The following is a 23,304-nucleotide window of genomic DNA, read 5'->3' as shown; positions in this document are numbered from 1 at the left end:
CAGGAACGCCCTTGGCTCAATCGCCTTCTGGACCGGGGCGAACTCAGGCTGCCGTTCTTGAACGGGTTTGCATGCCTTCCCAAACCCGAGGTTCACGGCAGCCGATAGAAGCCACCTAGCTGGCAGCTCCTGAGTCGCGTAGCTGAACCTGCGCAGCAGAGAGCTTCTGCCTCTCTCTGAGCAGGCAGACAACGAGTGCTGTTACACCGATGCAAAAGAAATAGAGCGCTTGAGGGCCGATATGGTCCATGAGCGCTCCTGCAACCAGTGGGCCGATGGTCGCGCCGATGCCGAACGTCATCAACAGCACGCCTGCTACGGAAACACGCAGCTCTGTTTCGAGATTGTCATTGGCAAGGGCCACGCCAAGCGGATACAGACTGAACTGCAGGAAGCCTACGACAGCACCGGCAAACATCACCCAGCCCAGCCCTGGGGCATCCAGAAAGGCCAATGGCAGATAGGCGATGGAGAGCAAGGCGGCGGTCAGTCGGATCAAGGTGACACGGGAATAGCGGTCCGACAGTTTCCCAAGCGGAAGCTGGGCTAACAGTCCCGCTGCGATGCTGGCGGCCATGAACTGGCCAACCTGCGCTGGTGTGAATCCCAGATGCGCCGCAAAGATCGGCGTCAAGCCGTAGAGGCAACCGTTCAGCAGTCCCGACGCGAGAATGGTGCCCAACGCCTGGGGCAAGCGGCGCAGATAAAGCATGGGTTGCACCCGCACCTGACTGATGGCGCTGGGCTGCATTCCCCGGTGCATGACCATGGGCACCACGCCAATGGCGAAAGCGATGGACACACCGGTCAAGGCTGCCGCATCGAGCCCATTGCCGAGGCTGAGCAGCAGTTGTCCGAGCATCATGCCGACGTAACTGGCCACCATGTAGATCGACAGGGCACCGCCTCGGCGGTCGACCGGTGCGCAATCGTTCAACCAGCTCTCGATGACCATCAGCTGACACATCATCGCAGCCCCCACGATGAACCTCAGCGCAAGCCAAAGTGGCAGCCAATCACTCAATTGGTGGCTGAGCACCGCCATGACGATCACACCCGCGCTCACCACAAAGGCGCGGGGATGGGAAACGAGGCCAATCAGCCAGTAACCGATTCGGCCTCCAATCACCATGCCCAGCGCATTGGCGGCCATCAGGGCGCCGCCCCAGAGTTCAGCCACCCCCGCAGCGTTCAGGCGCAAGGCCAGATAGGTCATCAGCAAGCTTGAGCCCAGCTGCATCAGTAGCGCTGCAGCGTAAATCGTTCCGAACGCCTTGGTGAGTGCGAACACGTTGAGCCCTGGATGAGTTGTGGTGGGAAATCAGGCAAGCCCGTGGCGCTGCTTCCAGTCACCGGGGTGCACGACATAGCCGAACAGCGCATGGCCGCCATAGATGAGCTCGGTCCCTTCCGGAATCCAGAGGAGCTGGCCGGGCTCCACCCGATAGAGTTCGCCGTTGGCCTTGAGCTCGAAACAGCCTTCGATGACGAAAATCACTTCGTCATACAGCAAGGTCCAGGCAACCTCCGCGCCCTCCCAGCGGGCAAAGCCGATCCCAAGATTTGGAGATACCTCGTTGCTGAGTGCCCGGGCCACACTGGCGCCTCCAGGAGGCCCGCCGCGATGGGTGAAGGTCAGGTCCCGGTGATCGACAAGAAGTACCGGCCCTTTACCACCTGGAGCAGTCGTCATATCTCGCTCCTGCTGTTCCAGGCCGCCCAGCGAATGCGTGTCTTGACCCCCAGGCCAAGGAACGGCTCCGGCGGATTGAGCGAAGGCATGCCCGTCACTGCCTGGATATCGCGCAGCTGACTGGAGTCGGCACCTACGACCCTGTCCGCCAGCAGCGCCCCGGAGATGGTGCCCCAGGCTGCGCCGACCCCGTTGTCGCACGCTGTGGCGTAAACGCCCTCGCTCAATTGGCCGAAGAAGTTGGTGAAGTTGCGCGATATCGCATAGGTTCCTCCCCAGGTATGGGTGAAGGGAACATGGGCAAGTTGCGGGTAGCGGGCGAGAAACGCTTTTCGATGGTCGTCGCGAATTTGAAAGCGCGTCTTCTCGTCGACACTGCGGCCATATCGCGGCACGTGCTTGTAGGTATTGCGAATGATGAGGCGACCATCCTGGGTCATTCGCACCGTGGTGCCTGCATGGTCGGCTGGCGTCAGGCCCCAGTCGAGGGACGCGCCGATGGCTTCCAGCTCGGCGCTCTCCAGCGGACGAGTCCAACTGGCAAAGGTCATCACGGGAAGCAGGCGATTACGCAAGTAACCGAACTCTTGGGTGAAGATGCTGGTGCCCAGCAATAGCCGTGGCGTGCGGATGATCCCCTGGCTGCCATGCAAGACCCAACGTCCCTGGGCATCCTGCTCCAAACGCTGGATGGGCGACTCTTCGAGAATCTCGACGTTCTCTGGCAAGGAAGCGCCCAGCCCGCGCACCAGTGCCGCCGGCTGCATCAGGTAGCAGCCCGGTGTGAAGATGGCGCGACTGTAATAGCTGGTGCCGAGTACAGCCGAAAGCTCCTCTCGCTCAACCCGTCGATAGGGTTCGCCGAGGTCGGCCATCAACTTCTCGAAATGATCGAGGTACGCCAATCCACGCTCGCCTACAGCGCCCTGATACTTGCCGGCATGGGACCACTGGCATTCGATGCGGTGTTGGCCAATCAGCGATTGCAGCTGATCGATAGCCGCCCGATTGAGCCCCAGTAGACGCTGCTTATGCTGCGGGTCCGGATGCTCCAGGGCGAACTTGTGCGGCAAATCGATGACGAAACCGGAGTTGCGGCCTGACGCGCCGTACCCGATGCGCTGGGCGTCGACGAGCAGGATGCGGGCTTGCGGCAGGTGCTCAGCCAGGCGTCGCGCCGCCGAGAGCCCTGCGAAGCCCGCGCCGATCACTACATAGTCGGCCTTCTGCTCGCCAACCAGGCGCGTGCAGGGAAGAGGCTCGGGCAGCGCGGCATACCACCCACAGCTGCGGTCATCATTGGGCAGGTTGACAATACTGTTCATGGTCAGGCCCTCAGGCCACGTTCTGTTGGATGTCCTGGCAGCTCTGCAGCCAGGTATTACGTTTCGACTGCGCCTGCCGTCCGAGAAGGACGAAGCCGCGCATGGCACCGGCCGCGTCATGGAAGGCTGCACTCAGTCCGTCCGCAGTTACTTCGCAGCGCCACTGTCCCTCGCATTCGACAGGTGGCGGCAGCAGGCAAAGCGGTGCCGCCGGCGTCTTCACCGTCACTGGCGCCAGTGGGTAGCTGACAAGGCTCGGCTGTCCCAGCAGGGTCTTGGCCAGGGCGCGTATGCCTTCGTTGATCGGTGCGAGATAGGGCAACAGCTGCCCGTTGATCTCAATGCAGTCACCCAGCGCATAGACGCCCGGCTGCGAGGTTTGCAGATGTTCGTCGACCTTGATGCCACGCCCGCACGCCAGGCCTGCCTCAAGCGCCAGCTCCAGGTTGGGCCGCAAGCCGACGGCGGACAGCACGAGGTCCGCCTCGAAGCGCTGGCCGTCGGCCAGGGATAGCTGATAGCCATCGGCCCCCTGCTCGATGCGCTGCAAGGTCGTGCGCAAATTCCATTGCACACCGAGGGCGGACAACGCTTCCTGCAATTGCAGCCCGGCGGATTCCGGTAACAAGCGCTCCATCGGCCAGGCACCCAGGCCAATCACGCGCACCTGGTAACCGCTGCTCGCCAGGTCATTGGCGAACTCGCAGCCGATGAGCCCATCGCCGAGGATCGCGACACGACGCACGCCCGCCAGCCGTTCACGGAACTCCCGATAGTCCTGGAGGTTGTTGACGCTCAGCAGCGCCTCGGCACGGCCCTCTATAGGCAACCGCACCGGCGAGGCCCCGCTGGCCAGCACGAGCTGTCCATACTCCATTTCGCCGAGACTGGTGTGCAAACGGCGCGCCTGGGTATCGATTCGCTCGACCCGGCAGTGGGTGTAGATACGGATGCCCAGTCGCCGCTCCAGCGCCAAGGGGCTTTCCGTCGCCAGCGCCTCGGCGCTGCGCCCTTGCGCCAAGGCGATGGACAGCGCCGGCTTGGAGTAGATGTGCCCGGTTTCCTGGGTGAGCACACGAATATCCAGTTGCGGGTTGGCCTTGCGCAGTTCCTGGGCCAGGCCGTAACCGGCATGCCCGCTGCCAATGATGACCACCGGCTGGGCTGGAATAACTGCGGCAAGGGGCTTCACCACGGCCGGTGGGGTCGCCACCGCAGTCACGGGCTCGCTGATTTCGATCATTTCGAAGTCGGACTTGCCCACTTTGCAGTCGGGGCAGAGCCAGTCCTCGGGGACGTCCTCCCAGCGGGTACCGGGGGCAATGCCGTCGTCCGGCCAGCCCTGGGCCTCGTCATAGATCAGGCCACAGATAATGCAGAGCCATTTTTTCATCGCCGCATCCCCCTTCATTCGCCCTTGATGCGCAAGGCCAGGTTTTTGGTCCGCACGTAGCTGTAGAGGGCCTCCTGGCCTTTCTCCCGGCCGAAGCCGGAAAGCCCTACTCCGCCGAATGGCGTCTCGATCCCGCCGGCATACCACTCATTGATGAATACCTGTCCGGCACGCAGGCGACGTGCACAACGCAAGGCCCGGTTGAGATCCTGGGTGAAGACGCCGGCGACCAATCCGAACTCGGTGCCATTGGCAATGGCGATGGCCTCCTCCTCGGTATCGAAGGGAATTACCGCAAGTACCGGCCCGAACACCTCGTCACGGGCAATTTCCATATCCGGGGTAACGTCGCGGAAAACCGTAGGCGCCATGTAGTGCCCGCGCATTCCGCTGATTGCCTCGCCGCCGGTTGCGAGCACTGCGCCCTGTTCCACGGCACGTCGGCACATGGCCTCGATGCCTTCGAGCTGGCCGGCGGAAATCACCGGCGTCAGATCTGGATTGTCCTGGCCGAGTCCGACGCTCAACCCTTCGGCCATGGCAGTCACCTCGGTGACTACCTCGTCGTACACGGAGCGGTGTACGAGCAGCCGCGACATGGCCGAGCAAACCTGGCCTGCGTTGAAAAAGATGCCGCTCTTGACGCTGGCGAGCAGTTGCTCGCGATCAGCATCGGGGAACACCAGCGCAGCGGACTTGCCACCCAGCTCCATGACGCTGGGAATGGCGTGCTCTGCCGCCACACGCAGAATGCTCTGGCCCGTGGGGACAGAACCGGTGAAGACGATCTGGTCGACATCGCCATGCCCGGCCATGTAGGCCCCCACTTCCCGGCCGCGGCCGCAGATGAGGTTGACCGCGCCACGCGGAAGCCCGGCACGATCAATGGCTTGTAGCAGGACGCAGAGCCCCAATGGGGAAAGTTCCGGCGACTTGATCACGACCGCGTTGCCTGCAGCCAAGGCCGGTGCCAGCGACCGGGCACAAATGGAAACCGGGAAGTTCCACGGCACGATCTGCAGCGACACACCCATCGGATCGTAGACAGTGAAGTCCATGTAGCCGTTGCCGAGAGGAATCGACGTCCCCTCGATCTTGTCCGCCATGCCGGCGTAGTACTCGAAATAGCGCGCCGCCTCGACGAACTCGTCGCGGGCATCACGCAGGCTCTTGCCGTTCTCCTGGCAAAGCACCCAGGCGCCTTCCTCGGTCACTGCGCGGATCTGTGCGGCGATTTCCAGCAGCCAGGCAACTCGCTGGGCAGGTCGCGCGCGGGTCAGCTCGCCGCTGTCCGCACAGCGACGCGCTGCCTGGATAGCGCGCTCCGCGTCGCCAATACTCGCTTGGGCGACAGTGGCCACCCGTCCGGTCGTCCCGGGATTGTTCACGGTGATGCGCTGCTCATTGTCGGTCCACTGACCGTCGATGAAGTTCAGCCAATGTGAGGCGATCGAATGCATGGCGGCCACCTCAGGCGTTCTGTGCGCAATCAAGCAGCTGGCGCGCAGCCCACTTGTGGAAGTAGTGGGTCGGCAGGTCCATCTCCGGCGAGAACGCGCCACCGTTGTAGCCGGGGGAGTTTCGACCTTTCTGCATGCCCTCTACCGATGCGATGTCTTCGGCGAACACCACACGCCAGGACTGCATGACGGCATTGCGCGCCGCTTCGAAATGGCCATCCAGTGCCTCGTCGCCTACATAGAAGAGACGCAGGTGCTCGACGGTCTTACCCGGTGCAATCGGCTCCAGCATCATCGCGAAGGCATGGTCGGCCTGGATGCCCAGCAGGACGTTGGGGAAGAAGGCCACGTACTCGGCGGTGCGCAGGCGATCCTTGGGCCAGGACGGGAAGATCGGCAGGTGCGTGCCAGCAACATCGGAGAGGTTGTAGGCGTGGCTACCCTGGCCGGCGAACTGATCGAACATGATGTTGTAGTGATCTTCGAGACGGGAATAGCTGTTCAGGCTCGGGTGTACCCACGGCAGGTGATAGGCCTCGCAGTAGTTCTCTACCGCCAGCTTCCAGTTGCAGTTGACCTCGATGCTCATGGCGCCGCTGTTGGCTTCGCGTCGCATCAGCCCCATGCCATCAGCACCGAGGAACTGCGTCCAGCGCTCGGTCAGCGGCGCGAGTTGCTCTTCCAGGACGGGAGCATCGCCAGACAGATTGATGAAGACCATATCCATCCAGATCGTACTGCGCAGAGCCTTCAAACCATGTTTCTCGCAGGCGAAACGGTCGTCCTTGTGCTGATTGATGCCGCCCACATGCGGCGTTCCCTTCAAGCCACCGTTCAGGTCGTATGTCCAGGAGTGATAGGGGCAACGAATCACGCCCTGAACCTCGCCGGCCTCCTGTACCAACTTCACGCCGCGATGGCTGCAGACGTTGTGAAATACCTGAACCAGGCCTTCGCGGTTGCGCATCAGCAGCAGCGGCAGGCCCATGAAGTCCACTGGTTTGACATAGCTGTTCTTCGGCAGATCGCTCGCGAAGCCAATGCAGGCCCAGTTGCGGCCGAGCACCTGGTCGCGCTCCAGCTCGAAATAACGGTGGTCGGTATAAAATTCGTTCGTCAGTCCATGAGCTTCATGGATGGGAGCCAGGACGGTTTCCAGGGCATGGGTAGGGATGATCTGGGATGCAGTCATTGTTTTTCTCTCTCTTGTTCTGTTCGCAAGGACGGTTTGCACGGCTAGCTCGGCCTGGTGCTTGGCGCCGAGTTTCGACAGAGAGAGAAACGCCGACAAACGATTTTATTCAGCGTTATTTATTAGTTTTAATCATTAATTATTTTCTGTTTACTGCGAACCAGATCGCTGTTCGAAATCCACTCTCATTGAGCTTTAGCGCCAACGAATTAATGCGCTTTGGTAATGAATTGATGATGAGAAATGAGTTGTCGCAAGTTCTACGTTGACCCATTTTGTCGGCACGCCCGTGGCCCAAAAGCCCATGGTGATCGATGGGTACGCCTGACCCATTGGCGATGGATTCGCCAGCCCAACTCAGTCAAATCCTCAAACCCTTGAACAAGAACAAGAGGGGATAACAATGCGTGCAGAATCAGGCCTGTTAAAGGGCCTCAATCCCACCGTGACGGTCACTTCATTGGTCGCCGTCATTACCTTCGTGCTTTTTTGCGCCCTCTTTGCCGAGAGTGCGAGCGCTGTCTTCCAGTCCACTTCCGACTTCATCCTGCAGAACTTCAAATGGTTCTACCTGGCGTTGGTCAGTGGCGTGCTTGGGCTGCTGATCTACCTGATGTTCAGCCGCTACGGCCAGATCAAGCTGGGACGCGATGAAGACGCGCCCGAATTCAGCTTCGGGTCCTGGATTGCCATGCTGTTCAGTGGCGGGATGGGAATCGGCCTGATCTTCTGGTCTGTCGCCGAACCCATGTGGCATTACGCCGGCAATCCGTTCGCGACGGGATTGACCGATGAAGCCGCCACCACGTCGATGCGTATCACCCTCTTCCATTGGGGCCTGCACCCGTGGGCAATATTCACGGTTGTCGGCCTTGGGCTCGCCTACTTCGCCTATCGAAAGGGGCTGCCGCTGACCATGCGGTCCATCCTCTACCCGCTGATCGGTGACCGCATCTACGGGCCAATCGGCCATGTGGTGGACATACTCGCCGTGGTCATCACCGCGTTCGGCGTTTCGCAGTCCCTCGGCCTGGGTGTGGTGCAAATGAACACAGGGCTCAGCCAGGTGTTCGACCTGCCTATCAGCCTGGGTGTGCAGATAACCCTGATCGTGCTGATCAGCATGGTGACCACCCTGTCGGTCATGGCCGGTGTCTCCCGGGGGATGAAGCGCCTGTCTGAATGGAACATGCTGCTTTCCGTCGTTCTTGTCGCGCTGGTCCTTTTGCTGGGTCCCACCCGCTACATCCTCAACCTGATGCTCGAGAGCACCGGTGACTATGCCCAGAACATCGTGGGCCTGAGCTTCTGGAGCGATGCCCAGAAAGATAGCGGCTGGCAGAACTGGTGGACCGCCTTCTACTGGCCGTGGTGGATGACCTGGGGTCCATTCGTGGGTCTTTTCATCGCTCGAATCTCCAAGGGTCGCACCATTCGCGAGCTGATCGCTGGCGCCTTGGTGGTTCCCACCCTGGTCACCATCGTCTGGATGTCGGTCTTCGGCGGCGCTGCCTTGAAGAGCGAGCAGGCCGATCGCCAACTTCATGAACAACGCGTGGCGAGCGGTGAGCTTCAAGGCGAGCAAGCAAAGTTCGAGGGCGGAACGGTACTCCTGGCCACCAAGGAAGAAACCACAGCGGCCATGTTCACCCTGCTGGAGAAAATCGACGGCGGCATGATTGGCAAGTCCCTCAGCATTCTGGTGTGCATCCTGCTGGCAACCTACTTCATCACCTCTGCCGACTCCGGCACCCAGGTGCTATGCACACTGAATTCGCTGGGCAGCGCCAATCCACCTCAAAGCATCCGACTGCTTTGGTGCGTCATGGAAGGCGCCATCGCTACCGGCTTGCTACTGGCCGGTGGGCTCAAGGCCATTCAGATGGCCAGCATCGCCGCGGGCCTGCCAATTGCTGCATTCATCCTGCTACTCAGCTACACCCTGCTACGCAGCCTGCGTCAGGAGATGGCTGGCGTGCTGCCTGAGTTACCCCCTGGCAGCCGCAATCCCACGCAGGAGTTTTCCCGGGAGGGTGTCTCGCATATTGGCGGACCAGTGCCGGGCGGGGCCCTTGATCTCGGTTTGACTGCGCAAAAGGCCGGCTGACACTGGCTGGATAGAGCCACCTGAAAGCATCGAAGCCGACAGCCACAAGCTGCCGGCTTCGGTCGTTCTGGGCTTCACTCACCCCGCACTGATGGCAAAGCCATCAGCCAATCCCGAAATAACCGCACACTTTGACGTGGGCCGCGTTCGCTCGGAGATTCAAGCAAGCAGAACTTAGCATCTGTCTGAAGGATGACGTCATTCGGCCTGACCAAAGCGCCCGTGCTTAGCGGTTCATCCACCAGGTTGCCCCACGCCAGAGCGACACCTTGTCCACTGATCGCCGACTGGATAAGCATGCTGTAGCTGTTGATATTGACCCGGTGTTTCGGGGTCAGAAGCTCATACCCCAGACGCTTGAACCATTCCGGCCACCCAATCCAGTCCCGCTGCGAATCTTCGAGCCATAGCCAGGTACAGGACGAGAGCCCATCAACGGATCGCAGTTGCGGGTGCTTCTCCAGATAACCCGGGCTGCATACGAGGAAAATCTCTTCCGAAAACAGCGGAGTGACCTCCATTCCTTTGGGAGGCGTACCGCAGTAGTAGAGCGCCAGGTCGCTATCGAGCCTGGAATAGTCCTTCACATGGTCATGAGCAATGATGCGCAGGTCGATGTCTTCGTGCTGGCTCTGGAATTCCGCGACCTTGGGCAGTAGCCAGAGCGATGCCATAGCCGTACTGGTAGCAACGGTTACCTGCTGATCGCCTCGCCATTGACGAATCTCGCCGGTCGAACGGGCCAGGTGCAGCATGCATTCACGCACCGTTTCGTAGTACTGACTCCCGGTTGGAGTCAGGCTCATGCTGCGCGTCGTTCGGGTGAACAACGCCTTGCCAAGATACTCTTCGAGCAGACGAACCTGACGGCTGATCGCGCCCTGTGTGACGTTCAGCTCTTTGGCTGCGATCGTAAAGCTCAGGTGACGCGCAGCGGATTCAAAGGCAAGCAGGCTGTTAAGCGGCGGAAGCGGTTGGATTTTCACGGTTTGACGCACCCATCCATTCCTTTTTTATAAGTTCGTCATTTTAACGGGCCGCCTTGGGTTTAGGTGCGCCAGCGGAACAAAATGAACTGAGTATTTTGCCTCGCATGCGGATTGTGGTTGCCCGCACGTTCGCACCTCTGCTGTTGTGTTGAGAACGTACCCGCGAGGTGGAATTGACTTGCGTCTTCGGCCGGAAGCGACACAGTGGGTAAACCTCTACACCGAGTACTCCGCCCCCTGTTGGTGCAAAATAGTGCCCACTAGAACTTTGCTAGCCTGGATTGTGAGTCCAGCCCCTGTCGCGTAATGCAGCGAAACGAGGACCGATATGAAAGCCGATTTTGAGCGGATTGATGCCCCTGAACCCGAGATGCCGCGTGATGGAAGTCACCACAGGTCCCACCAGCCGTCGGTGGTGACAGCATGATCGAGGTAACCGAGGTTTCAATTGCCGAACTGCGTGCCGCGCTCGAATCCGGTCGGACGACTGCGGTTGAGCTGGTCCAGGCCTATCTCGCCAGGATCGATGCCTATGATGGCCCCGACACACCCACGGCCCTCAACGCGGTGGTGGTTCGCAACCCCGATGCGCTGAAGGAAGCCGAGGCGTCCGACGCCCGCCGGGCCCGGGGCGAAACGCTGGGGCCGCTTGATGGCATCCCCTACACCGCCAAAGACAGCTACCTGGTGAAGGGACTGACTGCGGCCTCCGGCAGTCCGGCATTCAAGGACCTGATCGCCTATCGCGATGCGTTCACCATCGAACGACTTCGCGCTGCGGGAGCGATCTGCCTGGGCAAGACCAATATGCCGCCCATGGCGAACGGCGGCATGCAGCGCGGGGTCTATGGCCGCGCGGAAAGCCCTTACAACGCGAACTACCTCACCGCGCCCTTCGCGTCGGGTTCGTCCAATGGTGCGGGCACCGCAACCGCGGCCAGTTTTGCGGCATTCGGCGTTGCTGAAGAAACCTGGTCGAGCGGACGCGGGCCTGCATCGAACAATGGCCTGTGCGCCTATACGCCTTCGCGCGGGGTGATCTCGGTGCGCGGCAACTGGCCGCTGACGCCGACGATGGATGTCGTCGTGCCCTACGCCAGAACCATGGCCGACCTGCTCGAGGTACTGGACGTCGTAGTGGCGGAGGACCCGGACACGCGTGGCGACCTGTGGCGCCTGCAGCCCTGGGTGCCGATCCCAAGCGTTGATTCGGTACGCCCCGCGTCCTACCTGGAGCTGGCCAAGCAGGCCGAAGCCCTGGCGGGCAAGCGTTTCGGCGTGCCGCGCATGTTCATCAACAAGGACCCGGATGCCGGCACCAGCGAAGCGCCGGGCATTGGTGGCCCGACCGGGCAACGCATCAACACTCGCCCGTCGGTGATCGCGCTCTGGGAAGAGGCGCGCAAGGCCCTGGAAGCCGCCGGCGCCGAAGTGGTCGAGGTCGACTTCCCGCTGGTGTCCAACTGCGAGGGCGACCGGCCGGGCGCACCGACCGTGTTCAACCGCGGCCTGGTATCCAAGGAATTCCTCCATGACGAACTGTGGGACCTGTCGGCCTGGGGCTTCGATGATTTCCTGAGGGCCAACGGCGATCCCAAGCTGAACCGTCTTGCCGACGTCGACGGTCCGAAGATCTTCCCGCACGATCCGGGCACGCTGCCAAACCGCGAAGGCGACCTGGCCGCAGGCATGGACGAATACGTGCGAATGGCCCAGCGCGGCATCAAGCAGTGGGACCAGATTCCCACGTTGCCCGATGGCCTGCGCGGACTGGAGCAGACCCGCCGCATCGACCTCGAAGACTGGATGGATCGCCTGGGGCTCGACGCTGTGCTGTTCCCGACGGTGGCCGACGTGGGCCCGGCGGATGCCGATGTGAATCCCGAGTCTGCGGATATCGCCTGGAGTAACGGTGTCTGGGTCGCCAATGGCAATCTGGCCATCCGGCACCTGGGCGTCCCCACGGTAACCGTGCCGATGGGCGTGATGCCGGACATCGGCATGCCCGTTGGGCTGACGTTCGCCGGTCGTGCGTACGATGACTCGGCGCTGCTTGGTTTCGCTTCGGCGTTCGAGTCGACGGGGACCAGGCGATTGATTCCACCGCGAACCCCACCGCTGCAACGCGGCTAGATAGGGAGCTGGCGGGATGGGCGCGGTACAAGCCCATCCCTCAGCGAGCAACCGGCGTTTTGCTTATCCGACTTTGAACTGAGTGCGGCTGCGAAACTGCCCGGGGGCTATATCGAATTTTTCGCGGAAGCAGCGATGAAAATGCGGGAGCGTGGCGAATCCACTGGCGACCGCTATTTCAATGAGGGATTTGTTGGTGTGCTGCAACAACTGGCGTGCGTGAGTAAGGCGCAACTCCAGGTAGTACCGCGGCGGAGTTGCCTTGACGTAGCGACGGAAGAGGCGCTCCAGGTGTCGCCTGGAGATGCCCGCATGCCGGGCGATTTCGTCGATCTCTATGGGGTCTTCGATATTGCTGTGCATCAGCTCCAACGCGAGCTTGAGGGTTCGCGGCAGGGTCGGGTCGAAGTCGATCGACACCACGGACACATCGACGACTTCCCGCATCTTGTCGCAGCCCAGCACCTCCTCCACAGCATTCAGCAGCTCCTGACCAGCGCTGTGCCCGACCACCTCCAGCATCATGCCCAACGAGCTGTTCGCGCCGGCGCAACTGATCCGCTTGCGGTCGAGTACGTGGGAATGGGTGGTCACCCTCACCTTGGGAAAGAGTTCGGCCATCATTGCCCGCCCGTCAGGGTGGAATGCGCAGTCATGGCCATCCAGCAGCCCCGCCTCGGCAAGGAAGTAACAGCCATTCCAGAGCCCTCCAAGCACTGAACCCGCGGCGTCAGCGTGGCGCAGTTTCGCCCGCAGCAGGGGGTCGCTCTCGAGGCGGACACGGAAACCGCCACACACCACGATGATGTCCTGGTGTTTTTCGTCCAGCTCCGACAGGGGGCAATCGGCGGCAATGGCAATCCCGAGGTCGCTCAACACCAGGTTGCTCTCACCCCCGACCACCTGCACCTCGAACACGGGCGTCGAACTCATCAGGTTGGCGGTAACCAGGGCGTCTACCGCGCCGGTAAACGCCATCATCGAAAAATGCTCGCGCAGGACGAAGGACACGCGGCGGACCGACGTCGTCAACCCGGCACGGCTGGCCCTATCCAGATGTGCCAGGTTCTTGCTCTTCAACACGCTCTCGAATGACGTTCTCATCTCTCGACTCACAGGCGCTCAGGCACCACCCGACAAGGCTGCATCGAACAGCAGCGCAAACAGCTTCGCACAGTCCGGGCTGTCAGGCAGTGCCGCAACCGTCTCTGCAATTGCCCTTCGCGACGCATCCCCTACTCGAAGGCGGCGTCCTCGAACATCGGCTCCGATGGCTCGATCAGGGCATACGTCCCGGTCACCTTGCAACGGCGTTTGCGGCGTTCGTGCCACCTACTCCTCGAAGCGACTCGTGGGGTCACGATCGCGGTCGTAGTGCCTCGTGAGAGGGAACGGCGGCAACCAGGACTCGCGACGGACGGTCCAGCTTTCATAGGTTGGCCTTAGTTGGTCGGGGGCATCCAGGGTGCCCAGGTTCACTTCGATCTCGTCTGCGGTGCGGGCGAAAACGGACGAGCCGCAGCGAGGACAGAAATACCGCCCGGCGTAGTCGCGTGTTTCGCCATCGATCGTCACCGCGTCCTGCGGGAACACGGCAGATGCGTGAAACAGGGCGCCATGATGTTTGCGACAGTCGAGGCAGTGACAAAGGCCGACCCGGTAGGGGAGCCCCGAGGCCACAATCCGGACGGCGCCACAAAGGCAACCGCCTGTGAATCGGTCCATGCTGCGTCTCCTCTGCTATCTAGCCGTCGGGATGCTGGCAACGAACCTCGCCGGGTGCCCATTGAAGCTGTGCCAGCCATTTCCGCTGCTTGTGAAAATAGCAGCCACACCGTTGCAACGAGTGGCTATCGGCCTCGCCTCATCGCCATGGCTGGCTTCGTGACGAGCTTGAACCGCACGGCATTACCCAATCAATCGCCTATCGGGTGGTGTTCATGCAGTTTCACCGGGTCTTCCTTGCGCCCGCGAGCGATAGACCGGCCCTTCCGGGATCGCCGGCAAGGGCCAGGACGGGGCCCGATCAGGCCGCCGCGTAAACCACCAGTTCCACCAGCATCTCCTCGCGAGCAAGGCCCGCCACGACCACGGCAGCGCGGTTCGGGTAGGGGGCGGCGAAGTATTCGGCGTAGACCGCATTCACCGTGGCCAGGTAGCTGCGGTCAGTGACGTAGATGAGCACCTGGGTCACCGCGTCCAGGCCCAGCCCGGCGCAATCCAGGGTGTGCTTGAGGTTGTCCAGGGTCTGCCGCGCCTGCGCCTCGATGCCCCCTTCCACCACACGCCCTTCGACATCGATGGGGATCTGCGCCGTGTACAAGGTCCCGTTACCGATCACGGCCCACTCCAGCGGGGCCTTGGACGGGTACAAACGGGTGCTGACTGCCTGTTTCATTGAACTCTCCAGGGGGAAGAAAAAAGGGAGGGACAAGCCCTCCCAAGGGACTAGACCTGCTGCTCGCGCGCCAGGCGGCGGGCGATCTGTGGGGCGTTCCAGAGCGCGGGGAGGATCAGCAGGGACACCGGCACGGCGGTGATGACGATGAAGGACTGCAACGCCGTGACCCCGCCCGAGCCGATGGTGATCAGCACCACCGCAGCCAGCCCCATGCCGATGCACCAGAAGGCGCGCAGCCACTTCTTCGGCGAGTCGTTGCCAGACATCGCCATGGCCACGGTGTAGGCCATGGCATCGCCGTTGGTGGCCACCGAGATGAAGCTGAGGAACAGGAACAGCGCCGACACCAGCCCCGCCAGCGGGAGGCTCTGGGTCACGCCCAGCAACATGGCCTCGGGCTGGGTGCCGTGGGCGGTGACGGTGCCGGGGTTTTGCAGCTCCAGGCCGATGCCGGTGCCGCCGACCACGGTGAACCAGAACATGGTGACCAGCGGCGCGATGACCGACAGGGTCATGATGATCTGGCGAATGCTGCGGCCCCGGGAAATCTTGGCCACGTACAGGCCCATCATGGGTGCATAGCCGATGAACCAGCCCCAGTAGAACACGGTCCACCAGTCGAGCCACTTCGGATCGGCGCGGTACAGGGTCATCGGCAGGAAGTTTTCCAGTTGAATGCCGAACGCCACGGGGAAGCCCGAAAGGATGAACAGGGTCGGGCCGGCCACGATCATGAACAGTGCCAGGCCGATCATCAGCCAGACGTTGATCTCGCTGACGAAACGGATGCCGTTCAGGCCCACCAGGCAGGAGGTGGTGTACATGGCCGTCACCAGGATGATGGTGATGGACTGGGTCAGCAGGTCATTGGGCAGGCCCCAGACGGCTTGCAGTGCATTGCTGATCTGCAGGCCGAGGAAGCCGATCGGGCCGATGGTGCCGGCGACGACCGCGATGATCGAGGCGGCATCGGCGAGGTTGCCGATGGGTCCCTTGAGTGCGCGCTCGCCCAGCAGCGGATACAGCAGCGTGCGAGGCGCCAGCGGTAGGCCCTTGTCGTAGTGCAGGTGCATCAGCACGATCGCCAGCAGGCTGCCGAGCACCGCCCAGGCGAGGAAGCCCCAGTGCACGAAGGACTGGGCCAGGGCCAAGTGGCCGGCCTGCTCGGTGTTCGGCTGCACACCGGCGAACAGCGGCGGCGGACTGGCGAAGTGCATCAGCGGTTCGGCAGCCGCCCAGAAGGCGCCGCCACCGGCCAGCAGTGCACACATGATCACAGCGATCCAGTTGAAGGTGCTGGTTTCCGGCTTCCGGTCGACGCCACCCAGGCGCACCCGGCCGCACTTGCTGAAGCAGATGCCCAGGCTGACCAGGAAGGTCGCCAGCATCAGCACCTGCCAGTAGAGTCCGAAGACTTTCGTCGACCAGGCGAACAGCGTGTTGACCAGCGCCGAGACGGCGTCGATGTCCACCAGCGCCGCCACCAGGAAACTGAGCAGGAAGCCACCGCTGATGACGAACAGCGGCCAGTCGATGCCTTGCAGTGCCGGGTGCTTCATCGGCGTGCTGCCTATGGTCTGGGTCGGGAACACTTTCATGATGCCTCCAGGTTGTAGCTTAGGCCCCGCCGGCATGCGGCACGCGCGGGGCGAATGACCAGGGGTTCGAAACGACGAGGGTCGTTTCGTCAACGCAAGGGGCGCATGTCGCGCGCGCCCCCTGGAGGCAGCGGGTGATGGTGGTGTGCGGGTGGGCACAGGCCAGCTCCACGGCGGGAGTTGGACGAGGCTCTGTTCTTGTTTTTGTTCATGGCGTCCTCACGGGGTGGGTAGATCAGTTCTGCGGCGCGGTGCCGCGTTCCAGCAGGTTCAGCCAGTTCAGGCCCATGATTTTGCGCACCTCGTCCTCGGCGAAGCCGCGTTGGCGCAGGCCCTGGGCGATGACGGGGAAGTCGCGGCTGTCACGGAACCAGTGCAACGGGGCCGGCCAATCGGCGTTGTCCGCCGAGCCTTCGCCGTAGTCCTTGGCCTTGCTCCAACGGCCATTGCGCATCCACTCCAGCACTTGCAACGGCTGCTGCTGGCAGAGGTCGGTACCGATGCCGATGTGGTCGATGCCCATCAGATCGGCGGTGCGCGCGACCATGTCGCAGAACTCGTCGAGCCGGCAGGCCGAACCGCCGCGCAAGTGGAAGGGATAGGTGCTGAAACCGAGCAGCCCACCGGACTCGGCGATACCACGCAGCACCGCATCGGACTTGTTGCGCTTGGCTGCATGGAAGCTGGTGGGGTTGGCGTGGGAGATGATCACCGGCCGGCTCGACAGCTCAATGGCTTCCAGGGTGCTGCGCTCGGCGCTGTGGGACATGTCGATGAGCATGCCGACGCGGTTCATCTCTTCGATCACCTGGCGGCCGAAGCGGCTGATGCCATTGTCCTCGCGCTCGTAGCAGCCGGACGCCAGCAGGCTCTGGTTGTTGTAGGTCAGTTGCATGATGAAGACGCCGAGCTGGCGGAAGACTTCCACCAGGTCGATGTCGTCCTCGATGGGCGAGCAGTTCTGGAAGCCGAAGAAGATTCCCACCCGTCCTTCCTGCTGTGCCAGGCGGATGTCCGAGGCCTGGCGCACGGGGCGGATCAGCTCGGGAAAGGCCTCGAAGCGGCGGTTCCATTCGCCGATGCGCGACAGCGTCTCGCGGGCGGTTTCGTGGTAGGCGATGGTGGCGTGGACGGCGCTCAGGCCACCTTCCTGCATCTGCCGGAACAGCTCAGGGCTCCAGTTGGAGTACTGCAGGCCGTCGATCATCAGAAGCTCTTGCATGGCGCTCTCTCCCTCAGGGACGCACGTAGACGGTCTTGACCACCGTGTAGAAGTCGCGGGCGTATTGCCCCTGCTCGCGCGGGCCGAAACTGGAATCCTTGCGGCCACCGAAAGGCACGTGATAGTCGGTGCCGGCGGTGGGCAGGTTGACCATCACGCAGCCGGTATTGGCCCGGCGCTTGAAGTCGCTGGCGTATTTCAGCGACTGGGTCATGATCCCGGCGGTCAGGCCGAAGCGCGTGTCGTTGAGGATGGCCAGGGCCTCTTCGTAGTCCTTCGCCTTGATGACGCAAGCGATGGGCCCGAATACCTCGTCGCGGTTGATACGCATGTCGTTGCGGGTGTCGACGAAGAGCGCCGGGCGCATGTAGAAGCCCTCGTGCTCCTCGGCAATGCGCTCGCCGCCGCAGACCAGGCGCGCGCCTTCGGCCTTGGCGTCTTCGATGTAACGCAGGTTCTGCGTCAGCTGACGTTCGTCGATCACCGGGCCGATCTGCACGCCCTCGTGCAGCGGATGGCCGACCTTGAGCTGTTTGATTCGCTCGATCAGCGCCTCGACGAAGCGGTCGTGAATGCCCTCGGTGACGATCAGGCGGGACGACGCCGTGCACTTCTGGCCGGTGCCGAAGAAGGCGCCGTTCACCGCGCACTCCACCGCCAGCGCCAGGTCCGCGTCGTCGAGCACCACCAGGGCGTTCTTGCTGCCCATTTCCAGTTGGCAACGGACGAAGTTGGCGGCCGTTGCGGCGGCGACCCGGCGGCCGGTTTCAACCGAGCCGGTGAAGCTCAGGGCATTGATGCCGCTGGAGTGGATCAGGCGCTCGCCGACTTCGGCACCGCTGCCCATCACCAGGTTGAAGGTGCCCACCGGAAGGGCCTGCCGGGAAATGATCTCGGTCAGCGCCCAGGCGCTCGCCGGCACGGCATTGGCCGGTTTGAACACCACGGCGTTGCCGAAGGCCAGGGCCGGGGCGATCTTCCAGGCGGCGGTGGCCATCGGGAAGTTCCAGGGGGTGATGATGGCGACTACGCCGACCGGCTCGCGACGGACTTCGATCTCCACGCCGGGGCGCACCGAATCGGCCGTCTCGCCCATCTGCCGCAGGACTTCGGCAGCGTAGTAGTGGAAGAACTGCCCGGAGCGGTAGACCTCGCCGACACCTTCGGCCAAGGTCTTGCCCTCTTCCCGCGACAGTTGCTCGCCGAGTTCCGACTTGCGGGCGATAAGTTCGTTGCCGATGGCCATGAGCACCTGGTAGCGCTCCTCCAGGCCACTGCGGGCCCAGATGGCCTGGCCGGCTGTGGCGGCGGCAAGCGCCTGATCCACCTGAGCGGCATCGGCCTGGGTGTAGTGGCCTATCACGTCGTCGACGTTGGCCGGGCTGCGGTTGGCAACACTCGCGGCACCTTCGACCCAGGCGCCACCGATGTAGTTGTTGAAGATCTTGCTGGGCATGTGCACCTCCGTTCTCGCTTTGAGCGCATGGTAGGTGCCGTCTCAGATAAACTAAAATTAGTTGTGAATATTGATTGATAAGGAAAACTTACCATGCTGCCGGACCTGAAGATCGTGCAGTTGCGCCATTTCGTCTGGGTCGCCGAGCTGCAGGGCTTCCACGCCGCGGCTGAACGGGCGCACCGCACCCAGCCGGCGATTTCGCTGTCCATCCGCGACCTGGAGGGCAAGCTGGGCCAGGCCGTGTTCGAGAAGCGCAATGCGCGGGTCACCAAGCCCGAGCTGACCCCCTTCGGCGTGCAGTTCCTGGCCTATGCCAAGGAGCTGATCGAGCACCACGACCGCGTGGTGCGCGACATGAGCCTGATCGCCCAGTACAAGTCCGGGCACCTGCGCATCGCCTCAGTGCCCTCCATCGCCAGCCGCCTGCTGCCGGATATCCTCACGCGCTTCATTGGTGATGCCACCGACCTGCACGTCAGCCTGTTCGACGATAACTCCGAGGCGGTGCTGAACATGGTGGAGAACCAGCAGGTGGACTTCGGCATCTCCAGCCTATGGGAAGCGGAGAGCGACATCCGCTTCATTCCCATCTGGGAAGACAGCATCGGCGTGGTCTGCCACCAGAACCACCCGCTGGCCGGCGAAGCGCAGCTCGGCTGGCAGCAACTGCGCGGAGAGCGCCTGATCGCCAACGGCACCTCGCGCCTGCTGGCCGGCACCCGCGCCGAGGAGCTGGTCAGCGACTCGCAGTTCTATATTTCCAACATGATTTCCTTGCTGGCCATGATCGAGGCCGGCATGGGCATCACCACCCTGCCCCGCTTCGCCTTCCCGGCCGAGCCCGGCCAGTTGCGCTTCATTCCCCTGGCTGACCCGCTGGTGACCCGCGACATCGGCATCGTGCGCCAGGCCAACCGTTCCCTGCCGGTGGCCGCCCAGGCCCTGTTCGAGTTCATCCTGCGCGACAACGAACTGGACCCGGAGGAATGGCAATAACCCGACTGATCGACGAAGCCATTTGAATAAGGCTTCCTTATCAAACGATAGGGCGATCTGAATTGCTCCGCGGGGCCTGCTGTCCCACCATCGGCGGCAGATCAATAACAAGCCGCCGCCCGAAAGCCAGCAGGCAACGGTGCGCGGTGAACGCCAGTTGAGGGCCCCAGAATGAGCACCCCTTCGATCGTGGAATCCGGCCTGCCCGAGGCCGCGACTCCGTACATGCGCCCTGCCCACCTGGTCATGGACCTGGAGCGGCTCGGCAGCCTGCACCAGAGCCGCCTGAGCTTCATGCGCAGCCTGGTCCGCCGGATCATGCGCGAGCAATGGCAGATCGAGGCGCCGCGCTTCGAGCTGGATGCCGATGGCTACGGCACAGTCATCTACCGCATCCGTACCCGCGGCGACCTGTTCAGCTTCGTACTCTTCTCCCAGTACCTGGCGCCGGAAAAGCGCAACGACCGGGTCATCGCCAGCGAATGGGACCTGACCATGGCGCTCTGCGAAGGCGAGGTGGACGAGGCCTATGTCGACTACCTGCGCCAGAACGTGCCGCTGCAGGAAGCGGGCCGGCTCGACGCCAAGGTGATGGTGCTGTCCCGCGCCAACCGCAGCGTGCGCAACTTCGACAGCGTGGTGGAGGCCCTGAGCCAGGGGCGCCAGCCCGATGTGGCGCAGATCGCCCGGGTCGGCTACCTCTACCGCACCACCGCCGTCTATGGCAGCGGCAAGCTGGGCATGGCCGACTGGGAAAAAGTCAGCCGCAAGCACCCGGATTTCGCCCGCCCGTTTGCCGCCGAAATGTTCACCTGTTTCATGCTGCGCAACTTCAGCCTGCAACAGGCCGAACACATTGCCCGGCGCCGCTCACCGGAAACCGCCGTGCCCTTCGCCCCGGCCCTCAAGCGCTACTTCGGCATCGGCAATTCCACCGGCCTTGGCATGGCGCCCTACCTGATCAACCACCCGCAACTGATCAGCCGCTGGATCGAAATGCGCGAACTGGCGCTAGCGCGCATCCTTGCCGGCGCCCCAACGGCCGCGCAACTGGCCCGCCTGCCACAACTGCTTGAACGTGCCATCCGCCATCTCGAGCAAACCTTTACCGAAGACGAATGGCAGACCGGCCACAACCAGCGCGTCCTGGCTGACCTGCTGGCCCTGCGCGCCGGGCTCGACCTGCAACCGCTGCAGGCCTGGCAGTCCCTGCAGGACTGGGCCCACAAGCGCGCCAGCCTGCAAGGGCAGGAGCTGATCAACTGCATCCTCCTGGAACTGCACCCGGAGCTGGTAGACGAACTGGAAGACCGTCTCGCCCTGCCCGAGCAACTGGAACTGAACCCGGAAATGTCCGCCAGCCGGCTGAAAGAACTGATCGAGACAAGTTACGACTGGGCCCTGGCAATCGACTTCAGCGCGGAGGGTGCCCAGGAAACCTTCTGGTACCGCTCCGAAGAAAAGCAGGAGCCGCGACTCGGCAGTTGCAGCCTCGATGACGGTCGGGACAAGCAGATGCCCCTCGGCATCGGCTACCTGGTGCAGCAGTGCCACCAACGCCTCTCCGAGTACCTGGCGCAAAACCCCGCCCACAAGGTCGCCCATTTCCTGCTCCGTCATCCGGAGCAACGCGGCATCGTCCGCCGTATCCAGACCATGGCCCGCACCCACTACGGCGAGATCCGCGCCAACCTGCTGGACCGTGACGTGCTGCCCATGCACCTGCTGCGCTGCAAGCTGTCGTTCTTCGGGGTGAGCAAGTTCGACCCGCGTTCGCGCCTGTGGGTGCGCAACACCATGTTCCAGGGCGCGCCCCTGCTGGAGGACATCGGCCAGCCCTTCGACGATGACTGGTTCCTGCCGCTCGCCCCTACCCAGGAGAACGCTTGATGCTGATTTCCGCCAATGAACTCAAGGCCCTGCTCAAGCGCGTGTTCGAGGGCATGGGCTATGCCCTGGGCACCTACGAAGACGCAGCGGCCCTGGTGGGCTGGCTGCACCTGCACGGCGAAGATGGCCTGGGCGAACTGGAGCGGGCGCTGGACCTGGTAGCCGACCGCGAACGTCCAATGGCCGAACTCATCGCCGAAGGGCCGGCCACGCTCACCGTCGAGTGTCATGGCCGCAGCGCCCTCAACTGCTTGCCGGCGCTACTGGAACTGGCCAGCGTCCAGGCCCTGGAGCAGGGACTGGTGCGCGTCGACTTCCTTCACTGCCACAACCGCAAGTTCGTCCTTGGACTGCTGACAGCGTGCGCGCGGCAGGGCCTGTGGGCACAGGCCTCCTGGGATAACGGCCACGGGCCAGTCCAGCGGCATGTGGCGTGGATCGACGCCGGCGATGCAAACCCGACCTACCAGACGTACCAACTCGCAGCTGACGCGCCCCTGGCGCAACGGCAATCACTGAGCCTGACGCTTGGTATCCCGAGCGACCCGCAGCGCCTGACCGAGCCCACCCCAGTCCAGTACGACCGACGCGTCTCCCCGGCGGAGTTCGCCCTGGCCGGTGAGCAGGCCCTGGAGAACGGCATGGAGGTTTCCCCCGCCCTGTGGCAACGCCTCAACGGGTTGGCCGAGGCCGTACTGGTGGAGAACTCCGAGCGCTCGCGCAGCGGTGCCGGCGGACGCTGAGCACCAAGAGGAAAACCGGCCCGGACACCCATGGCACGCGTGGTGGTCCGGGTCGTGCTGGCAACTGCCGAGTGCCGAGCCTAGTCAGCGGTATTTGTGACGGCTTGCAATCGAAATCACTCCACGCAGCGAGTAGAACCCCACCAACTTCGAAACTTGCTCGCTGCGAGCAGCATTGGCGCTACCCGAAATCAATAAGAGTGTGATCCAGACAATCAACTGTTTCATGACACGTCCTTGTCTTGAGCAGGCTCTACCACGAGTCATAGTGAATCCCATGCTTCTCGATATAGGCCCTGGATGTAGCAGACAAAGGTCTATGTCGTCCTTCTGATGTCCCGTCATAGGGACCTGCCTTTACCACAGTGCCCTGCACCCGTGCGACGTCGATAGCAGACAGGCAGGCCCCCATAAGCCAGACCCTGGCAATACCACCCGGCGCCAGGCCGATCGACAGCATGTCGCGATAATCCTCGCGCCACTGGCCTCTGGCCGCACAATAGCCTCTCTCAGGCTTCACCATCGCCAGCCGGGTGGCCTCGGGAATCACGATGTAAACCTCTTAGGTTTGCGGCTCGGCCAGCGACTGCCAGCGCACGTAGAGCAAGCGTGGCAGGTCGGCGCCCAGCACCTGCTTGCCCTTTCCAGCACCGGGCCGCTCCGGCCAGCCGCGTGGGTCGGTACTATTCAAATTCTTCGGCGT

Annotated in this window: 19 protein-coding genes and 1 pseudogene; 5 read left to right on the top strand and 15 right to left on the bottom strand. The window is 62.8% G+C overall.

Annotation, left to right across the window (positions count from 1 at the left end):
• Nucleotides 1-115 precede the first annotated feature (115 nt).
• From G559_RS0116590 to G559_RS0116565, 6 genes are read right to left on the bottom strand one after another with little or no spacing between them, the layout of a single operon-like run.
• A complete protein-coding gene (locus G559_RS0116590) occupies nucleotides 116-1,291 on the bottom strand; it encodes an MFS transporter (RefSeq protein ID WP_028629308.1) in 1,176 nt (391 codons plus the stop codon).
• 30 nt (nucleotides 1,292-1,321) lie between these two features.
• A complete protein-coding gene (locus G559_RS0116585; RefSeq protein ID WP_028629307.1) occupies nucleotides 1,322-1,693 on the bottom strand; it encodes an ethanolamine utilization protein EutQ in 372 nt (123 codons plus the stop codon).
• Nucleotides 1,690-3,018: an NAD(P)/FAD-dependent oxidoreductase gene (locus tag G559_RS0116580; RefSeq protein ID WP_081668096.1), complete on the bottom strand. Its 1,329-nt coding sequence runs from the start codon at nucleotides 3,016-3,018 to the stop codon at nucleotides 1,690-1,692. The genes G559_RS0116585 and G559_RS0116580 overlap by 4 nt, the downstream gene beginning before the upstream one ends.
• 10 nt (nucleotides 3,019-3,028) lie before the next feature.
• Nucleotides 3,029-4,411, bottom strand: a complete 1,383-nt coding sequence (locus G559_RS0116575; protein ID WP_028629305.1) for an FAD-dependent oxidoreductase — start codon at nucleotides 4,409-4,411, stop codon at nucleotides 3,029-3,031.
• A gap of 14 nt (nucleotides 4,412-4,425) precedes the next feature.
• Nucleotides 4,426-5,871 (bottom strand): aldehyde dehydrogenase family protein, encoded by a 1,446-nt coding sequence (locus G559_RS0116570; RefSeq protein WP_028629304.1) that lies wholly within the window; start codon nucleotides 5,869-5,871, stop codon nucleotides 4,426-4,428.
• Nucleotides 5,872-5,881: 10 nt separating this feature from the next.
• Nucleotides 5,882-7,063 (bottom strand): aromatic ring-hydroxylating oxygenase subunit alpha, encoded by a 1,182-nt coding sequence (locus tag G559_RS0116565; protein WP_028629303.1) that lies wholly within the window; start codon nucleotides 7,061-7,063, stop codon nucleotides 5,882-5,884.
• 403 nt (nucleotides 7,064-7,466) lie between these two features.
• Between G559_RS0116565 and G559_RS0116560 the strand changes: the two genes are divergently transcribed.
• Nucleotides 7,467-9,170, top strand: a complete 1,704-nt coding sequence (locus G559_RS0116560) for a BCCT family transporter (protein WP_028629302.1) — start codon at nucleotides 7,467-7,469, stop codon at nucleotides 9,168-9,170.
• 74 nt (nucleotides 9,171-9,244) lie between these two features.
• Here the strand turns inward: G559_RS0116560 and G559_RS0116555 are convergent, their stop codons facing one another.
• On the bottom strand, nucleotides 9,245-10,156 hold the full coding sequence (locus tag G559_RS0116555; RefSeq protein ID WP_028629301.1) for a LysR substrate-binding domain-containing protein: 912 nt from the start codon (nucleotides 10,154-10,156) through the stop codon (nucleotides 9,245-9,247).
• A 426-nt stretch (nucleotides 10,157-10,582) separates the two neighbouring features.
• On the opposite strand from G559_RS0116555, the gene G559_RS0116550 reads away from it, so the two are divergent.
• On the top strand, nucleotides 10,583-12,292 hold the full coding sequence (locus G559_RS0116550) for an amidase (RefSeq protein ID WP_028629300.1): 1,710 nt from the start codon (nucleotides 10,583-10,585) through the stop codon (nucleotides 12,290-12,292).
• Nucleotides 12,293-12,355: 63 nt separating this feature from the next.
• On the opposite strand, the gene G559_RS0116545 is transcribed toward G559_RS0116550, so the two are convergent.
• From G559_RS0116545 to G559_RS0116520, 6 genes are all read right to left on the bottom strand, one after another.
• Nucleotides 12,356-13,396, bottom strand: a complete 1,041-nt coding sequence (locus tag G559_RS0116545) for a GlxA family transcriptional regulator (RefSeq protein ID WP_036997504.1) — start codon at nucleotides 13,394-13,396, stop codon at nucleotides 12,356-12,358.
• A gap of 228 nt (nucleotides 13,397-13,624) precedes the next feature.
• Nucleotides 13,625-14,017, bottom strand: a complete 393-nt coding sequence (locus G559_RS0116540; RefSeq protein ID WP_028629298.1) for a GFA family protein — start codon at nucleotides 14,015-14,017, stop codon at nucleotides 13,625-13,627.
• A 301-nt stretch (nucleotides 14,018-14,318) separates the two neighbouring features.
• Nucleotides 14,319-14,690 carry a RidA family protein gene (locus G559_RS0116535; protein ID WP_028629297.1) on the bottom strand — a complete coding sequence of 124 codons (372 nt, stop codon included), beginning with the start codon at nucleotides 14,688-14,690 and terminating at the stop codon, nucleotides 14,319-14,321.
• 50 nt (nucleotides 14,691-14,740) lie between these two features.
• Entirely contained in the window at nucleotides 14,741-16,291 is a 1,551-nt protein-coding gene (locus G559_RS0116530) for a BCCT family transporter (protein ID WP_036997503.1), read from the bottom strand.
• Nucleotides 16,292-16,526: 235 nt separating this feature from the next.
• The gene (locus G559_RS0116525) at nucleotides 16,527-17,513 is read right to left on the bottom strand and encodes a dipeptidase (RefSeq protein ID WP_028629295.1); all 987 of its coding nucleotides are present in this window, start codon (nucleotides 17,511-17,513) and stop codon (nucleotides 16,527-16,529) included.
• A 13-nt stretch (nucleotides 17,514-17,526) separates the two neighbouring features.
• On the bottom strand, nucleotides 17,527-18,969 hold the full coding sequence (locus G559_RS0116520; protein WP_028629294.1) for an aldehyde dehydrogenase family protein: 1,443 nt from the start codon (nucleotides 18,967-18,969) through the stop codon (nucleotides 17,527-17,529).
• 93 nt (nucleotides 18,970-19,062) lie between these two features.
• Here G559_RS0116520 and G559_RS0116515 point away from each other — a divergent pair, with 93 nt between their 5' ends.
• The 3 genes from G559_RS0116515 (at nucleotide 19,063) to G559_RS0116505 (ending at nucleotide 22,601) form a co-directional block, all read left to right on the top strand.
• Complete coding sequence (locus tag G559_RS0116515) at nucleotides 19,063-19,968, top strand: LysR family transcriptional regulator (RefSeq protein ID WP_028629293.1); 906 nt, start codon at nucleotides 19,063-19,065, stop codon at nucleotides 19,966-19,968.
• Between the two features lie 171 nt (nucleotides 19,969-20,139).
• Nucleotides 20,140-21,858 carry a hypothetical protein gene (locus G559_RS0116510; RefSeq protein ID WP_028629292.1) on the top strand — a complete coding sequence of 573 codons (1,719 nt, stop codon included), beginning with the start codon at nucleotides 20,140-20,142 and terminating at the stop codon, nucleotides 21,856-21,858.
• Complete coding sequence (locus G559_RS0116505) at nucleotides 21,858-22,601, top strand: DUF3726 domain-containing protein (RefSeq protein ID WP_028629291.1); 744 nt, start codon at nucleotides 21,858-21,860, stop codon at nucleotides 22,599-22,601. The genes G559_RS0116510 and G559_RS0116505 overlap by 1 nt, the downstream gene beginning before the upstream one ends.
• Nucleotides 22,602-22,685: 84 nt before the next feature.
• Here the strand turns inward: G559_RS0116505 and G559_RS30435 are convergent, their stop codons facing one another.
• A complete protein-coding gene (locus G559_RS30435) occupies nucleotides 22,686-22,829 on the bottom strand; it encodes a hypothetical protein (RefSeq protein ID WP_155945733.1) in 144 nt (47 codons plus the stop codon).
• Nucleotides 22,830-22,854: 25 nt separating this feature from the next.
• Nucleotides 22,855-23,304 (bottom strand): annotated as a pseudogene (locus G559_RS29035) (DUF2931 family protein); the annotation flags it as partial.

The sequence above is a fragment of the Metapseudomonas resinovorans DSM 21078 genome, from assembly GCF_000423545.1.
In the GTDB taxonomy this organism is placed as follows: domain Bacteria; phylum Pseudomonadota; class Gammaproteobacteria; order Pseudomonadales; family Pseudomonadaceae; genus Metapseudomonas; species Metapseudomonas resinovorans.
The sequence above is the reverse complement of the archived record's forward strand: the minus strand, read 5'-3'. Positions and strand labels throughout refer to the sequence as shown.

What these genes read in the sequence shown, in the direction of transcription:
- G559_RS30435 (WP_155945733.1), bottom strand. Translation starts at nt 22,829, where the DNA reads ATGAAACAGTTGATTGTCTGGATCACACTCTTATTGATTTCGGGTAGC.
- G559_RS0116525 (WP_028629295.1), bottom strand. Translation starts at nt 17,513, where the DNA reads ATGCAAGAGCTTCTGATGATCGACGGCCTGCAGTACTCCAACTGGAGC.
- G559_RS0116535 (WP_028629297.1), bottom strand. Translation starts at nt 14,690, where the DNA reads ATGAAACAGGCAGTCAGCACCCGTTTGTACCCGTCCAAGGCCCCGCTG.
- G559_RS0116550 (WP_028629300.1), top strand. Translation starts at nt 10,583, where the DNA reads ATGATCGAGGTAACCGAGGTTTCAATTGCCGAACTGCGTGCCGCGCTC.
- G559_RS0116545 (WP_036997504.1), bottom strand. Translation starts at nt 13,396, where the DNA reads ATGAGAACGTCATTCGAGAGCGTGTTGAAGAGCAAGAACCTGGCACAT.
- G559_RS0116560 (WP_028629302.1), top strand. Translation starts at nt 7,467, where the DNA reads ATGCGTGCAGAATCAGGCCTGTTAAAGGGCCTCAATCCCACCGTGACG.
- G559_RS0116540 (WP_028629298.1), bottom strand. Translation starts at nt 14,017, where the DNA reads ATGGACCGATTCACAGGCGGTTGCCTTTGTGGCGCCGTCCGGATTGTG.
- G559_RS0116515 (WP_028629293.1), top strand. Translation starts at nt 19,063, where the DNA reads ATGCTGCCGGACCTGAAGATCGTGCAGTTGCGCCATTTCGTCTGGGTC.
- G559_RS0116575 (WP_028629305.1), bottom strand. Translation starts at nt 4,411, where the DNA reads ATGAAAAAATGGCTCTGCATTATCTGTGGCCTGATCTATGACGAGGCC.
- G559_RS0116570 (WP_028629304.1), bottom strand. Translation starts at nt 5,871, where the DNA reads ATGCATTCGATCGCCTCACATTGGCTGAACTTCATCGACGGTCAGTGG.
- G559_RS0116530 (WP_036997503.1), bottom strand. Translation starts at nt 16,291, where the DNA reads ATGAAAGTGTTCCCGACCCAGACCATAGGCAGCACGCCGATGAAGCAC.
- G559_RS0116520 (WP_028629294.1), bottom strand. Translation starts at nt 18,969, where the DNA reads ATGCCCAGCAAGATCTTCAACAACTACATCGGTGGCGCCTGGGTCGAA.
- G559_RS0116585 (WP_028629307.1), bottom strand. Translation starts at nt 1,693, where the DNA reads ATGACGACTGCTCCAGGTGGTAAAGGGCCGGTACTTCTTGTCGATCAC.
- G559_RS0116510 (WP_028629292.1), top strand. Translation starts at nt 20,140, where the DNA reads ATGAGCACCCCTTCGATCGTGGAATCCGGCCTGCCCGAGGCCGCGACT.
- G559_RS0116580 (WP_081668096.1), bottom strand. Translation starts at nt 3,018, where the DNA reads ATGAACAGTATTGTCAACCTGCCCAATGATGACCGCAGCTGTGGGTGG.
- G559_RS0116505 (WP_028629291.1), top strand. Translation starts at nt 21,858, where the DNA reads ATGCTGATTTCCGCCAATGAACTCAAGGCCCTGCTCAAGCGCGTGTTC.
- G559_RS0116565 (WP_028629303.1), bottom strand. Translation starts at nt 7,063, where the DNA reads ATGACTGCATCCCAGATCATCCCTACCCATGCCCTGGAAACCGTCCTG.